The following is a 14,621-nucleotide window of genomic DNA, read 5'->3' on the forward strand; positions in this document are numbered from 1 at the left end:
CTGCACCATGGCGTTTCTCGAACTGTCCAACATCAAGAAATCATTCGGCAACGTGCACGTGGTGCACGACTTCACCATGCATATCGAGAAGGGCGAGTTCGTCTCCTTCCTCGGACCGTCGGGCTGTGGCAAGACGACCGTGCTGCGGATGATCGCCGGCTTCGAAACGCCGACCGCCGGCTCGCTTTCGATCGCCGGTAAAGACCAGCGCCCTCTGAAGCCGAACCAGCGCAACATCGGCATGGTGTTCCAGGCCTATGCGCTGTTCCCGAACATGAGTGTGCATGACAATGTCGCCTTCGGCCTCAAGGTCGCAGGCGCTCCGAAGGAAGAGATCGACAGCAGGGTCAAGGAAATGCTCGGGCTCATCAAGCTCGATCATCTGGCTGATCGCTATCCATATCAGATGTCCGGCGGCCAGCAGCAGCGCGTGGCGCTTGCCCGCGCCCTCGCCGTCAAGCCGCAGGTCCTTTTGCTCGACGAACCGCTGTCGGCGCTCGATGCCAAGATCCGCGTTTCGCTGCGCGAGGAAATCCGCGCGATCCAGCAGAAGCTTGGCATCACCACCGTCTTCGTCACCCACGACCAGGAAGAGGCACTCTCGATCTCCGACCGGATCGTCGTCATGAACGCCGGCCGCGCCGACCAGATCGGCACGCCTTTCGAGATCTACAACACGCCGGCGACGCGCTTCGTCGCTTCCTTCGTCGGTACCCTGAACCTCATAGAAGCCAAGGTCGTCGACCCCGACAAGAACCGCATCGTCATCGGCGATCAGGGCGTCACGCTGAAGCAGTCGGTCACAGCATTCAAGGCTGGCGATACCGTTTCCCTGGCGCTGCGTCCGGAAGCAGGCTCGCTTGCCGAAGGTGCCAAGGGCGACACGGCACTGACCGGCGACGTGACTTCGGCGCACTTCCTCGGCTCGGTCATCCGCACCCGCATGAACGTCGGCGGCAATACCATTTCCTTCGACATGTTCAACACCCCGGGCAAGATGCCACCGGCCGTCGGCGAGCGTGTCACGCTGCGTTTTTCAGCCGAAGACCTGCTGGTCATTCGCGACTGATCGCTCTTCTCGAACAAACTGTTCACGAACGCCTCATATTTTGAGGCGTTTTTGCTTTGATTTTCTGTTTGCGCAGCGTTTATAGTCCAGGTGTTCTCAGGGCGGGGTGCAATTCCCCACCGGCGGTATCGGGACTTGTCCCGGAGCCCGCGAGCGCCTTCCGCCCCCAAAGCGGAAGGGTCAGCAGATCCGGTGCGATGCCGGAGCCGACGGTCATAGTCCGGATGGAAGAGAGCACGTTGGATCGACGGCCTTTCCGCACCAGGGGAGGCGTGGGCCCGGCATGTTCGCCCAAGGGATGTTTGTAGCAAACCCTTGAAAGGCAAGACCAGGAAATGACAATCTCCGTTATACCGCAAAGAGGCAAGATCGCCATCGTCCGTGCCCGCTGGCACGCCGACATCGTCGACCAATGCGTAAACAGCTTCGTATCTGAGTGGCAGGCGTTCGAAAGCTCGCCCGCAGCCGTCGAGATATTCGACGTCCCCGGCGCGCTCGAAATTCCCCTCCATGTCCAGACGCTTGCCCGCAGCGGCCGCTTTGCAGCGATCGTCGCCACAGCCTTCGTCGTCGACGGCGGGATATATCGCCACGATTTCGTCGCCGGCACCGTGCTTGACGCCATGATGCGCGTCCAGCTCGATACCGGCGTCCCGGTGCTCTCGGCAGTCCTGACCCCGCACCATTTCCAGGAAACGGAAGCCCATATCCGCTTCTTCAAGGACCATTTCGTCATCAAGGGCAAAGAAGCAGCCAACGCCTGCCAACAGATCCTCGGCGAACGCGCCAAGCTGCTGACGTTTGCAGCCTGACGGTTCCTTTCTTACCTCAAACCGCAAAGCCAACGATCCCCCTCTCCCCGTCCTTACGGGGAGAGGGTCGGGGTGAGGGGCAGTTCCGGGCGCCGAACCGACCAAAATAGAGCGGGGCTGCCGCCGCCACCGAGTACCCGTCGTCTTCACGTCCGCATCTTAAAATCTGCTTCTCCCCGTGGAATGCCCCTCACCCTAGCCCTCTCCCCGCAAGCGGGGAGAGGGAACCGCTCCGAATGTCCGCGTCTCCTACCGCCCATCAAAAACCTCTTGAAATCCTCCCCCCGATCCCGCATGCAACCATTGGAGTGAGGAAATAACGTTTCAGCAGAGGACAGCGCCATGTCTCCTACCACGACATCTTCGGCGGCCCCTCGCCGTCTGACATCACAGGATTTTCGCACGCTTGGATTGGCGGCCCTCGGCGGAGCGCTCGAGTTTTACGATTTCATCATCTTCGTGTTTTTCGCCGCCGTCATCGGCAAGCTGTTCTTCCCTCCTGACATGCCGGACTGGCTGGTGCTGATCCAGACTTTCGGTATCTTCGCGGCCGGCTATCTCGTGCGTCCCCTCGGCGGCATTGTCCTTGCCCACTACGGCGATCTCTTCGGCCGCAAGCGCGTTTTCGCCTTCTCGCTGCTCCTGATGGCGCTGTCGACGCTCGGAATGGCCGCGATGCCGACCTATGCTTCGATTGGCATCGCGGCACCGATCCTGCTGGTCGTCTTACGCATCCTGCAGGGCGCGGCCATCGGCGGCGAAGTGCCCGGCGCCTGGACCTTCGTTGCCGAGCACGTCCCCTTCCGCCGCGTCGGCTTTGCCTGCGGCTTCCTCTGCTCGGGCCTCACGCTCGGCATCCTGCTCGGATCGTTCATCGCCACGATCATCAACACCGTATTCACGCCTGATCAGGTCGCAGCCTATGGCTGGCGAATCCCTTTCCTCATCGGCGGCATCTTCGGCCTGATCGCCGTCTATCTTCGTCAATGGTTGCAGGAAACGCCGATCTTCGCCGAGATGAAGCGCAGCCGCTCGCTAGTATCCGAACTGCCGCTCAAAGCCGTGCTGCGCGATCACCCGCGCGGCATCGTCATCTCGATGCTTCTGACCTGGATCCTGTCGGCCGGCATCGTCGTCACGACGTTGATGACCGCGACCTTCCTGCAGAAGCTTTACCACTACACCGCCCAGCAATCGCTTGCCGCTACCAGCTTTGGCACCCTGTTCCTGATCTTCGGGACGGCAGCTGCCGGCGCCATCGTCGACCGCGTCGGCTCGGGCAAGTTCTTCACCGTGGCGAGCCTGTTCTTCGGTGCAGCGACCTTTACCTTCTACACCTACGCCGCGACGTCGCTGACTGTCATGTTCACCCTTTACGCCGTCATGGGCCTCTCGGTCGGTATCGTCGGCGCCGTGCCCTACGTCATGGTCCGCGCCTTCCCCGCCCGCGTCCGCTTCACCGGCTTGTCGTTTTCGTACAATGTTGCCTATGCCATCTTCGGCGGTCTGACCCCGATCGCCGTAACCTCGCTGCTCGCCGTAAACCCCATGGCGCACGCCTACTACCTCCTCTTCATCGCCGCCCTCGCCTTCGTGCTTGGCCTCTATCTCATGGCCAATGGCGACAAAATCGAAGCAGACGCTGGCATCGAGGAATTGACGACAAGGCTGGCTTTGGAGTCGTGAACCTACTCACGATCGCCGCATGGTTCCGTTTCGGTACCACGGCTTGAGACTGTCGCGGGCCTCTTCGCGCGACAGTCCGATGTCCCTCAACAACTGATCGCCCTTTCGTAGGGCGATCAGTTCAAGTGCGCTGCGTTGAGCCAGGTACAGGCGCAGCATTGCAAACCTGGAAGACAACTTTTCCTGCCCATCTGCGTCACACACCACGATCGCTCCCATCATTGTCTGGAGCAGATGTGAGCCGCTATTTGACATCGCACAAACGAATAGTGACAATGTCAACCATTGAAAAATTTCATGGCGAAACCGATGCATCTCCCCCTGGATAGCGATCTGCTGCGAATGTTTCTGGTTGTCGCCGATACGGGCAATGTGACGCGCGCCGCGGCGGATGTCGGCCGCACGCAATCGGCTGTCAGCCTGCAGGTCAAGCGGCTGGAAGAAAACATCGGCAAGCCGCTTTTCGCACGCGGTCCCCGGGGCGTGACGCTGACCGAAAGCGGCGTGCAGCTTTTGCCCTATGCGCGCCGTATCGTCGGGCTGATGGATGAAACCACCGCCGCCATGCGCCGCAAACCGCTGGACGGCCTGGTCCGCATCGGCATTCCGGAAGAGTACGGCCATACGGTTCTCCCGCGTGCGCTGGCCGCGTTTGCGGAAAGCCAGCCCTCGGTCGATGTCACCGTCCTTTGCGGGTACACCGCCCAGCAAATGGACGCGCTGGACAACGACCTGCTCGATCTTGCAGTCGTCTTCGACTGGGGCGCGCAGACATCGGGAGAAGTGCTGTTCATCGACCCGACCGTCTGGGTGACATCGTCAGTCCATAGACTGCACGAGCGCGACCCGGTGCCGATCGCCATCTACGGCCGGTCCAACTGGTGCCGCGATTTTGCAATCAGGTCGCTCGAACAGCACAGCCTGCCCTACCGCATAGCCTATAGCTGCGATACCAGCGGCGGCCTCAAGATCGCCGTCACGGCAGGCCTCGGCATCGCGCCGCTCTCGCGCAGCAATATCCCGCCCGACTGCCGCGAACTGACGCTGGAAGACGGCTTTCCCCCGATCGATTCGTCACGCGTCGTCCTCAGGCGCAATGCCCATCACTCCAGCCCTGCCGTCGAAAGCATGGCCGACGTCATCCGATCGGCCTTCCGGCCTATATCACAAACGGGCTTGCGATCGGCGTGACGTCAACGGCCATCGCCCTCACCCGAGATCGACCTTGAAAGTCACCCGCTCGGCCGACCAGAAGCTTTCGGCATAGGCAATGGGTCTGCCGTCCTTGTCCGCATCGACCTTCAGCACGACGAAGATCGGCAGGGATTTGGGCTGCCGCAGCAGCCGTGCCTCTTCAGCGTTGGGCATGCGGGCCTCAATCTCGGTGGACTGCCTATCATAATCAGTAATGCCATAGGTTGCGAGCGAGGCGGTGATGGTGGGATGCTCCAGTCTCACCATGTCGAAATCGGGAAAGCGATCCGCCGGATAGAAGGTATCGCCGAGTTCGACCGGGACGCCGTCTGCCGTCATCACGCCGCGACGGTGTATGACGAGCGCCCCATCCGGTAGCCCGAGGCGCAACGCGACCCGCGCGGGCGCCGGAATGATTTCATGGATCAGCAACTCGCCACCCGGCTCGAAGCCTTGCTCCATCAGATTCCGGGAAAATCGCGTCTTCTTCGACAGGGTGTAGTCGAGCATGCCTTTGTGAACGAAGGTTCCGCGCCCTTGCTCGGCGCGAACCAGCCCCCGTGCCTCCAGATGCCCGAGCGCCTGGCGGACGGTGAAGCGGCTGACGCCGAAGCGCTCCATCAGCTGCGGCTCGGTCGGCAGCCGTTCGCCCCCGGCAAGCGTCCCGGCCGCGATCTCCGCGGCCAGGACTTCGCCGATCTGATGCCAAAGCGCACTGCCGCTGTTGCGATCCACCATCGGCTTTTCGCTCACGCGCGCTTTTCCAACCGAAAGAGCAGCTTGTATTCTGCCGGATAGGCGAGCGCGTCGAGAATGCTCGGATAATATTTGCGATCCTTCGATGCCTGCACGAAGCCGTTGAAGCCGAATCGCTTTACCGAGACTTCGAAACCCGCGGCGACAAAAGCGTCGATATAGTCTTGCGGAGAATAATCCTGCACCGGCGCATTGCTATTGCCGCCGATCAGCTCTCGAAATTTCGGCCAGAGCGGCATCTCCGTGTGGCAACCCGTGACGGCATAATAGACGCCGCCATTGCGCATAACGCCGTACATCTGGTTGGCATGTTGCTTCAGCTCCGGAAGCAGGTAGACGACCTCATAGCTGAAGGCCACATCGAAGCTGTCCGCCCACGGCGAGAGGTCGGTCGTCACATGAAACTGCACTGGCATGCCGCCCTTGGCCGCATCAGCCGCCGCAATCGACTCCGAGGCGATATCAATGCCGACGCCGCGCCGGAATGGTCGCAGCGCATGCAGAAGCCGCAGGAAACCACCACGATTGCAGCCGAAATCCAGAACTGTCTTCGACGAAAAATCCCGCTCCGGGATCGTCTCGATGAAATGCCGCCAATAGGGGCTGTGTGATTCCGCCATGGAGACATCTCCCTGCGGCTCGGTGTGCCATGTCGCGTATGAGGTAGCTGCGCTCGTCATTCTTGTGCTCCGGCTCGGGTTGATCAGCCGCAAATTAGGGGATCACCATGACAATTACATGAATTCGTCCGGACGACCGGACGAACAAAAAAAGCCCCGCACGAGGGCGGGGCTTTGCGCTATCGGGGGGCGCGAAGTGCTAGGGCCGAATGGCCTGGTCGTTGGCGTCGAAGCGGTGCATGTGGCCGGCATCCGGGGTCGCGTAGACGATCTCGTCCGGCTCGTACTGGTGCTCGCCGAAGAGACGGGCGGTCAGCAGCCCGGTCTGGTCGGATTCGAGATAGATGATCGTGTCGGCACCAAGATGTTCGACGTGGACGACCTTGGACGCCCAGGTCCCCTGCTCGCGCGAAAGCGTGATGTGTTCGGGCCGTACGCCGATCGTCTTGGCCTCCCTGTCGCCGAGCCTGTCGCCCGGGATCATGTTCATCTGCGGCGAGCCGATGAAGCTGCCGACGAAGACGTTTGCCGGGCGGTTGTAGAGTTCCATCGGCGTACCGACCTGCTCAATGGCGCCGGCGTTCAGCACGACGATCCTGTCTGCCAGCGTCATCGCCTCGACCTGGTCGTGGGTAACGTAGATCATCGTTGCCTTCAGGCTGCGGTGCAGACGGGCGATTTCGAGACGCGTCTGGACACGCAGCGCCGCATCGAGGTTCGACAACGGCTCGTCGAAGAGAAACAGCGCCGGTTCGCGGACGATGGCCCGGCCGATGGCGACGCGCTGACGCTGGCCGCCGGAGAGTTCTGACGGACGCCTTGCGAGGTAGGGACCAAGCGACAGCATGCCTGATGCCTTGTCGACCCGCGCCTCTATCTCGTCCTTCGGTGTGCCTGCCTGCTTGAGGCCGAGGCCCATGTTGTCCTTGACGGTCAGGTGCGGATAGAGCGCATAGGACTGGAACACCATGGCGATGCCGCGCTTGGCCGGAGGCGTCACGGTAACGTCCTGGCCATTGATCAGCACCGTGCCGGATGTCACATCTTCGAGCCCGGCGATGCTTCGCAACAGCGTCGACTTTCCGCAGCCGGAGGGACCGACGAAAATGACGAACTCTCCGTCCTTCACCTCGAGGTCGATGCCCTTCAGCACATCATGCGTGCCGTAGGCCTTGCGGATGGATTTCAGTTGAAGCGATCCCACAGTCTTTGATCCTTACAAAAATACGGTCTTGCCGGTGCGAACGCTTTCGTCGGCAGCCAGGCAGATGCGAAGCGATTGCACGGCGTCGTGCATGTGCCTTGTCAGGTCCATGTCCTCGCGAATGGCCTTCAGCACGAAGGCTTGCTCGAAATTGCAGAGTTCCTGATGCCCGGGTTCGCCGTCCATGTGCAGGTCCTGATCCGGATGGATGAACTTGCCGTTCGGACCCGTTTCGGCGTTGTGCAGGCGGATGACCGATGTCTTGGTGTGCGTGTCGATATCGTCGGACTTGGCGTTCGGGTCCATCACGATCGACACGGCGCCGTTCGGTGACATGACGTCCTTCACGAAGAAGGCGGTTTCGGAGATCATCGGACCCCATGCCGCCTCGTACCAGCCGACCGAGCCATCCTCGAACTTCACCTGCAGATGGCCGTAATTATACATATCAGGTGCGATCTCGTCGGAAAGCCGCAGGCCCATGCCGCGAACCTCGACCGCCTTCGCGTCAGTGATCTGGCACATCACGTCAACATAATGCACGCCGCAATCAACGATCGGCGAGGTCGTCTGCATGAGCGCCTTGTGCGTTTCCCAGGTCGGGCCGCTAGACTGCTGGTTCAGGTTCATGCGGAAGACATATGGCCCGCCAAGATTGCGCGCTTCCGCGATCAGCCGCATCCAGGACGGATGGTGGCGCAGGATATAGCCGATCACCAGCTTGCGGCCGGCTTTCTTTGCAGCGGCAACCACCCGCTCGGCGTCAGCAACCGTCGTTGCCAGCGGCTTCTCGATGAATACGTCGCAGCCGGCCTCGAACGCCATCACGGCATAGTCGGCATGGCTATCGGAATAGGTGCAGATCGAGCAGAGATCCGGCTTCAATTCCGCAAGCGCCGTCTTGAAATCCGGGTGGATCGTGTAGTGGTGCAGCTCTTCCGCCAGCACCGGCTTGGAGCGGTTGACCAGGCCGACGATCTCGAAGCCTGGATTGTTATGGTAGGCCAGCGCATGGCTGCGGCCCATGTTGCCGAGACCTGCGACCAGCACGCGGATCGGTTTTGCAGAAGGGTTCACTTGACGGCTCCAGACGTGATGCCGCGGATCAGCTGCCGCGAGAAGATGACGTAGAGGACGAGGATCGGCAGGATCGCGAGCGACAAGGCCGCGAGCACCGCATTCCAGTTGGTGACAAACTGGCCGATGAATATCTGCGAACCGAGAGTGACCGTCTTGGTCGCCTCGCTCGGCGCGAGGATCAGCGGGAACCAGAGGTCGTTCCAGATCGGGATCATCGTAAAGACCGCAACCGTCGCCATTGCCGGACGGACCAGCGGCAGCACGAGGCGGAAGAAGATCGCATATTCGGTCAAGCCGTCGATACGGCCAGCATTCTTCAAGTCATCAGAAACGGTGCGCATGAATTCCGACAGGATGAAGATCGCCAGCGGCAGGCCTTGCGCGGTGTAAACCAGGATAAGCGCCGTCAGTGTGTTCACCAGCCCTGCGGCGACCATGCCCTGCAGGATCGCGACCGTGCCGAGACGGATCGGGATCATGATGCCGATCGCCATGTAGAGCCCCGTGAGCAGATTGCCGCGAAAGCGATATTCAGACAATGCGAAGGCAGCCATTGCCCCGAACAGCAGCACGATGACGATCGAGGAGATCGTGACGATGGCGCTGTTTTCGAAATAGATCGCGAAATTGCCCTGGCCGAGCACGGTCTGGTAGCCAATCAGGCTGAACGTCGACGGCAACGGCACGCTCAGCGGCGAGCGGAAGATCGAAGCGCGATCCTTGAACGAATTGACGACCGTCAGAAACACCGGAAACAATGCGATCAGCGTATAGCCAAGCAGGGCGACGTGGACGAGGCCGGTGCGGATGGTGGAGTTGCGTGCCTTGGACATCGGGCGCCTCCTCAGAACTGGTAGCGGCGGATGCGCCGCTGGACGATGAAGAGGTAGAACGAGACGCCGGCAAGGATGATGAGGAACATCACCGTCGCAATCGTCGCGCCCATCGAGCGGTCGCCGAGCTGCAGCTGGAAGCCGAAGAAGGTGCGATAGAGCAAGGTGCCGAGAATATCTGTCGAACCATCGGGTCCGGCAAGTGCACCTTGCACCGTGTAGACTAGGTCGAAGGCATTGAAATTGCCGACGAAAGTCAGGATCGAGATGATGCCGATCGCCGGCAGCACCAGCGGCAGCTTGATCTTCCAGAACTGGCTCCAGCCGGTAATCCCGTCGCATTCCGCGGCCTCGATCACCTCTTCGGGGATGTTCAAGAGCGCCGCATAGATCAGCATCATTGGAATGCCGACATATTGCCAGACGGAAATCAGCGCCACTGCGATCAGCGCGGTTCCGGGCTTGCCAAGCCACGGCTCGAAGAACGACTTGAGCCCAATGAGATCCATCATCCCGGGCGCCACGCCCCAGATCGGCGACAGGATCAGCTTCCAGATGAAGCCGACGATAACGAAGGATAGCAGCGTCGGCAGGAACATTGCCGTGCGGTAGAAGGCGACAAAACGGAGCTTCGGCAGCGAAAGCAGCGCTGCAAGCATCACGCCGATCGGGTTCTGCACGCACATATGGATGGCGAAGAAGACGAGATTGTTGCGCAGCGCGTTCCAGAAGTCATGTGCCCAACGCACATCGCCGAACAACACCTTGAAATTGGCAAGCCCGACGAAGGCCAGCTGCCCGTCGACCAGATTGTACATCGACTGCCGCAGCGTCTCGATCAACGGCAGGATCATCACGACTGTGTAGACCAGGAAGGCCGGAAAAAGAAAAACGAGGATATGCCAGCGCACCGGGCGCTTGATTGGAACCGCATCAAAGGCGGCTTTAGTATCGACGTCGCTCATGGCTTTTGCCTGCTCTTGTGTCCCTGGCCATGAAGGCGCAGCAAAATGAAAATGGATGATCGCTGTCGAGGTTCTAAATCGCGGCGATCTCCACCTCCCCCTTGATGGGGGAGGTCGCAGCGAAGCTGCGGGTGGGGGTGATACCTGCTCTGAAGGAATCACCCCACCCCGGCCTGAAGGCCGACCCTCCCCATCAAGGGGAGGGTGAAGCTCATTCACTTACTTCGCAGGCTTGAACCAGCTGTCGAGGCCAGTCTGCAGCTTCTTGGCGGCGGCGTCAGGCGTATCGGTGCCGTTGATGACGTTAGCCGATTCGACCCAGGTCTCGTTTTCGAGGTTCGGGGTGCCGCGCGACAGGATCTGGTAGGTCGAGCGAACGGTCGACTTGCACTTGCCGCGCCAGGAAACGAATTCCTGAGCGAGCGGATCGCTCATCTTCACCGGTGTGGAGTTCAGGCTGAAGAAGCCTGGCAGCGAATTCGCGTAGATGTCGGCGAACTCGGAAGACGCGACCCAGCTCAGGAACTTCTTGGCTTCCTCGGGATGCGCGGACTTGGTGTTGAGGCCAACGCCGATATCCGGATGGTCCGAGATGTAGCAAGTGTCGCCAGCCTTCTGGACCGGCGGCGGGAATGCTCCCATCTTGAACTGCGCCTGGCTGGTGAACAGCGCGATTTCCCACGAGCCGGCCGGGTAGATGGCAGCGCGGCCGAGCGTGAAGAGGTTCTGGCTGTCCGAGTATGTCTGGGCTTCGAAACCGTCGCCGAGGTAAGGCTTCCACTTGGCAAGCTGCTTGTAGGGCTCGACCCAGTCGGCATCGGTCAGCTTCTGCTTGCCGGCCATCAGGGCGTCGCGGCCCTCTTCGCCCTTCCAGTAGTTAGGACCGATGTTCTGGTAGCCCATGGTCGCGGCTTCCCAGAGATCCTTCGTGCCCATGGCGAGCGGAATGTAGGTGCCGTCAGCCTTGATCTTGTCGAGGGCTGCGTAGAATTCGTCCGTTGTCGTCGGGATCTTGATCCCGAGCTTGTCGAACGCATCCTTGTTGTAGATGAAGCCGTGGATGACCGAAGCCATCGGCACGCAGAAGGTCGACTTGCTGTCGTCCGTGCTCCAGGCAGCCTTGGCGACCGGGGAGAAGTTCTCCATGCCGGGCAGCGCGGTCAGGTCGACGAGATGCTTCTTGTTGAAGAGATCGAGCGAAGCGTCGAACGGACGGCAGGTGATGATGTCGCCTGCCGAGCCTGCATCCAGCTTGGCGTTGAGCGAAGCGTTGTACTCGGTCGGTGCGGTCGGCGAGAAGGTAATCTTGATGCCCGGGTTCTTGGCTTCGAAAGCCGGGATGATCTTCGTCTGCCAGATCGCCAGGTCGTCGTTACGCCAGCTTTCGACATTCAGAGTGACGTCTGCCGCATGTGCAAGGCCTGCCGAACTGATAAGGCAGGATGCAAGCAGCAAGCTTTTCAGAGCTTTATTTTTCATTTCCCTCTCCTGTTTTTAAGCACTTGGAACAAGCGCCTGATTTGGTCTGAAACAAGCGGTTGGCGTGCATGAAGAGACACCCAACGCCTATAAGGATCGCCACGACTGCCGACCCCGAATGCGCAAGGGCGCTTGCGGCTGTTATGCCAAAGCCACCCGACTTGTTTGCTCTCCACCAATAGTCCGGATGGAACCGCAATAAACTCAATCAAGGAAAAACGATGCAATGCCGCCGCACGGATCTTGATGATCCGCACTTTGTCCGACATCGGCTGGTCCGCCACCTTCGCGAGGCCCTCCGGCTATTTTATGCCGGTATTGCCGCTGTCTGTTCACACTGTTCCCTTGCGACGAATTAAGTCCAAAAAAATACCACTTGTCCAGCCGAATTTAACTTATTTGAACCAAAAAAATTAGATAAAATATTTTATTAAGCAAAATCAAATAGTTAAAAATGACAAAAAAGAACGACATCGCCACTTGGTAAATGGTATTTTTTTGGTATTGTAATAAAAAACACGGGAACAGCCGGCGTGCGGAGGATCAGATGACACAGTTTGCAATCGGCATCGATGGCGGCGGAACGAGCTGCCGCGCCGCTGTGGCAGACGAGAAGGGCAATATGCTCGGCATCGGCAAGGCAGGCGCTGCCAATATCATGTCCGATCCGCAAGGCGCCCTGGCCAACATCGTCGCCTCGGCGCGCGATGCCTTCAGCAATGCCGGCCTTGATCCCGAAGCTCTACGATCCAGCGCAGTCGTCCTCGGCGCCGCGGGAGCCAATATCGGCGCTTATGGAGCCCGCATCCAGGAAGCCCTCCCCTTCGCGAAGAGCCGGGTGGTCACCGATTCGCTGATCGCGCTGCAGGGCGCGCTCGGCCGGTCCGACGGCGTCGTCGGCGCATTCGGTACCGGCTCTGTCTATGGCGCACGCCGCAATGGCGAGGTGAAGGAGATCGGCGGTTGGGGCTTTGTCGTCGGCGACCAGTCGAGCGGCGCAAGACTCGGCCGCGATCTTCTCGAATTGGCGCTGCTTGCCCATGACGGCGTTTGCAGCGCCACCGACATCACGCGGATCGTCATGGACGAATTCGCAGGCGATCCGCAAAAGGTGGTCGAGTTCGCACATATCTCCAAGCCTCGCGACTTCGCCCGCTATGCCCCAATGATATTCGATCAAGCCCGACTTGGAGACGCTGTTGCGGTTCAGATTGTGCAGCGAGCTGCCCGCGACATCGACCAAAGCCTCGATGCACTGCTATGGCCGGAATGCAAGACAGTCTGCCTGCTCGGCGGCCTTGCCGGCGCATATCGAGCCTGGCTGCGCCCCGACCACCAGGCACTCCTCGCCGAACCGAAGGCCGATGCGCTGCAGGGCGCCGTCTCCTTTGCAATCGATCTCGCGGGCAACGGCGAAAGGCTTCATGCATGACCGAGGACCTGACCCGGATCTTTTCCCCAGAGCGGATGCTCGCAAACGGCACCGGCCCTCTTTACATCAAGCTCCGCCGTTCACTTGAAGACGCCGTCAGGGCGGGAGCACTGAAACACGGCGATGCCCTGCCTGCCGAACGCGACATTGCGGAATATGCTGCGGTCAGCCGCGTTACCGTCCGCAAGGCGATCGACAATCTCGTCGCCGATGGTCTGCTGGTTCGCCGCCATGGCTCCGGCACTTTCGTCACGAAACCGGTCTCCAAGGTAGAACAACGCCTGTCGCAGCTCACCTCGTTCACTGAGGACATGGCACGACGCGGCATGACGGCGCGTTCCGAATGGCTGCATAAGGGCATCCACACCCCCTCGCCTGATGAGATGATGATCCTCGGCCTCGCGGCCGACACTCGCGTTTCGAGGCTAAGCCGCCTGCGCATTGCCGACGACCAGCCCTTGGCTATCGAGCACGCGAGCGTCTCGGGTGAATTCCTGCCCGATCCCTCGACGGTGACGACGTCGCTTTATGCCGAACTAGAGAGGCGCCAGGTCCGCCCGGTCCGCGCCGTTCAGCGAATTTCCGCGACCAACATGAAGGAGACCGATGCCGGCCTCCTCGGCGTGCCTGTCGGCGCCGCCGGCCTGTCGATCGAACGCATATCCTATCTCGGCTCCGGTCGGGCCGTCGAATTCACCCGCTCGCTCTACCGCGGCGACGCGTATGATTTCGTCGCCGAACTGACGATTGGGGTGAGCTGAGGCGCCGCTCGTCTAGCAATAACTAACATCTATTGTTATAATGGGCGATTAACGGAGGTCGTTCGATGACCAGCATCGCACTCAACGAGCACTACGAGCAGTTCATAAGAAAGCAGCTGGAATCCGGTCGCTACAATAACGCCAGCGAGGTTGTCCGTGCGGGCTTGCGACTGCTCGAAGATTATGAGGACACACGCGAAAACTGGTTGCGTACCGAAGTGGCTTCGCGATTTGACGATTTGGAACGCAGTCCTGCAAAAGCTATCCCCGCAGCCCGAGTATTTGCTGACTTGGAGGTTCGACACAAGAGGCGGCTGGAGAAAGAAAAATAGCTGATGGAATACCGCATCGACTTCCATCCAGCCGCGGAACAGGAGCTTGCGGATATCTACGAATACATCGCCGACCAATCAGGCGCGACGCGCGCATGGAATTTCGTGTCAGGAATTCGTGACCATTGCACGGAATTGACAACGTTTCCGGAGCGCGGAACTCGCCGTGACGACCTCAGGCCTGGCTTGCGAATTATCGGCCACAGACGCCGCGTCAGCATAGCCTTTTCAGTAAAAAATGACTCCCTTCGCATCCTTGGGATATTCTATGCCGGCCGTCAGATTAGCGCCGAAATCCTTGAACAGCGGGAGTAATTTTATTTGATAACGCGTCTTACGGCCGCGAAACGCCCCGCCTCGAAACTGCATCAGCTTTCCGAATCACCCTCTCAGCCAGT

The 14,621-nt window shown here is 60.1% G+C and carries 16 protein-coding genes and 1 riboswitch; of the genes, 8 read left to right on the forward strand and 8 right to left on the reverse strand.

Annotated elements, in window-relative coordinates:
* The first annotated feature begins 7 nt into the window (after positions 1-7).
* The 4 genes from CPY51_RS12430 (at position 8) to CPY51_RS12450 (ending at position 4,758) form a co-directional block, all read left to right on the forward strand.
* A complete protein-coding gene (locus CPY51_RS12430; RefSeq protein ID WP_111160534.1) occupies positions 8-1,069 on the forward strand; it encodes an ABC transporter ATP-binding protein in 1,062 nt (353 codons plus the stop codon).
* Positions 1,070-1,157: 88 nt separating this feature from the next.
* Positions 1,158-1,309: riboswitch (FMN riboswitch) on the forward strand.
* A gap of 95 nt (positions 1,310-1,404) precedes the next feature.
* Positions 1,405-1,881 (forward strand): 6,7-dimethyl-8-ribityllumazine synthase, encoded by a 477-nt coding sequence (locus tag CPY51_RS12435; protein WP_111160535.1) that lies wholly within the window; start codon positions 1,405-1,407, stop codon positions 1,879-1,881.
* A 342-nt stretch (positions 1,882-2,223) separates the two neighbouring features.
* On the forward strand, positions 2,224-3,567 hold the full coding sequence (locus tag CPY51_RS12440) for an MFS transporter (RefSeq protein WP_111160536.1): 1,344 nt from the start codon (positions 2,224-2,226) through the stop codon (positions 3,565-3,567).
* A gap of 297 nt (positions 3,568-3,864) precedes the next feature.
* Positions 3,865-4,758, forward strand: a complete 894-nt coding sequence (locus CPY51_RS12450) for a LysR substrate-binding domain-containing protein (protein ID WP_244598631.1) — start codon at positions 3,865-3,867, stop codon at positions 4,756-4,758.
* An 18-nt stretch (positions 4,759-4,776) separates the two neighbouring features.
* On the opposite strand, the gene phnF is transcribed toward CPY51_RS12450, so the two are convergent.
* The 8 genes from phnF to CPY51_RS32290 all read right to left on the reverse strand — a co-directional run bounded on the left by phnF (position 4,777) and on the right by CPY51_RS32290 (position 11,967).
* Positions 4,777-5,514 carry a phosphonate metabolism transcriptional regulator PhnF gene (phnF, locus tag CPY51_RS12455; RefSeq protein ID WP_244598632.1) on the reverse strand — a complete coding sequence of 246 codons (738 nt, stop codon included), beginning with the start codon at positions 5,512-5,514 and terminating at the stop codon, positions 4,777-4,779.
* Complete coding sequence (locus CPY51_RS12460; RefSeq protein ID WP_244598634.1) at positions 5,511-6,137, reverse strand: class I SAM-dependent methyltransferase; 627 nt, start codon at positions 6,135-6,137, stop codon at positions 5,511-5,513. The genes phnF and CPY51_RS12460 overlap by 4 nt, the downstream gene beginning before the upstream one ends.
* A gap of 199 nt (positions 6,138-6,336) precedes the next feature.
* Positions 6,337-7,341, reverse strand: a complete 1,005-nt coding sequence (locus CPY51_RS12465) for an ABC transporter ATP-binding protein (protein ID WP_111160539.1) — start codon at positions 7,339-7,341, stop codon at positions 6,337-6,339.
* 12 nt (positions 7,342-7,353) lie between these two features.
* A complete protein-coding gene (locus CPY51_RS12470) occupies positions 7,354-8,418 on the reverse strand; it encodes a Gfo/Idh/MocA family protein (RefSeq protein ID WP_111160540.1) in 1,065 nt (354 codons plus the stop codon).
* Positions 8,415-9,254 (reverse strand): carbohydrate ABC transporter permease, encoded by an 840-nt coding sequence (locus tag CPY51_RS12475; RefSeq protein WP_111160541.1) that lies wholly within the window; start codon positions 9,252-9,254, stop codon positions 8,415-8,417. Before CPY51_RS12475 ends, CPY51_RS12470 begins: the two co-directional genes overlap by 4 nt.
* A gap of 11 nt (positions 9,255-9,265) precedes the next feature.
* The gene (locus CPY51_RS12480; protein ID WP_111160542.1) at positions 9,266-10,219 is read right to left on the reverse strand and encodes a carbohydrate ABC transporter permease; all 954 of its coding nucleotides are present in this window, start codon (positions 10,217-10,219) and stop codon (positions 9,266-9,268) included.
* A gap of 219 nt (positions 10,220-10,438) precedes the next feature.
* Positions 10,439-11,698: an ABC transporter substrate-binding protein gene (locus tag CPY51_RS12485; RefSeq protein ID WP_111160543.1), complete on the reverse strand. Its 1,260-nt coding sequence runs from the start codon at positions 11,696-11,698 to the stop codon at positions 10,439-10,441.
* Entirely contained in the window at positions 11,695-11,967 is a 273-nt protein-coding gene (locus tag CPY51_RS32290) for a hypothetical protein (protein ID WP_146260123.1), read from the reverse strand. Before CPY51_RS32290 ends, CPY51_RS12485 begins: the two co-directional genes overlap by 4 nt.
* A 278-nt stretch (positions 11,968-12,245) precedes the next feature.
* Here CPY51_RS32290 and CPY51_RS12490 point away from each other — a divergent pair, with 278 nt between their 5' ends.
* The 4 genes from CPY51_RS12490 to CPY51_RS12505 all read left to right on the forward strand — a co-directional run bounded on the left by CPY51_RS12490 (position 12,246) and on the right by CPY51_RS12505 (position 14,538).
* The gene (locus tag CPY51_RS12490; protein WP_111160544.1) at positions 12,246-13,130 is read left to right on the forward strand and encodes a glucosamine kinase nucleotide-binding domain-containing protein; all 885 of its coding nucleotides are present in this window, start codon (positions 12,246-12,248) and stop codon (positions 13,128-13,130) included.
* Complete coding sequence (locus CPY51_RS12495; RefSeq protein WP_111160545.1) at positions 13,127-13,891, forward strand: GntR family transcriptional regulator; 765 nt, start codon at positions 13,127-13,129, stop codon at positions 13,889-13,891. Before CPY51_RS12490 ends, CPY51_RS12495 begins: the two co-directional genes overlap by 4 nt.
* Positions 13,892-13,956: 65 nt before the next feature.
* Complete coding sequence (locus tag CPY51_RS12500; protein WP_111160546.1) at positions 13,957-14,223, forward strand: type II toxin-antitoxin system ParD family antitoxin; 267 nt, start codon at positions 13,957-13,959, stop codon at positions 14,221-14,223.
* Positions 14,224-14,226: 3 nt separating this feature from the next.
* Positions 14,227-14,538: a type II toxin-antitoxin system RelE/ParE family toxin gene (locus CPY51_RS12505; protein WP_111160547.1), complete on the forward strand. Its 312-nt coding sequence runs from the start codon at positions 14,227-14,229 to the stop codon at positions 14,536-14,538.
* Positions 14,539-14,621: the final 83 nt, after the last annotated feature.

Source organism: Arminella tubonensis (assembly GCF_003240585.1).
Taxonomy (GTDB): domain Bacteria; phylum Pseudomonadota; class Alphaproteobacteria; order Rhizobiales; family Rhizobiaceae; genus Rhizobium; species Rhizobium tubonense.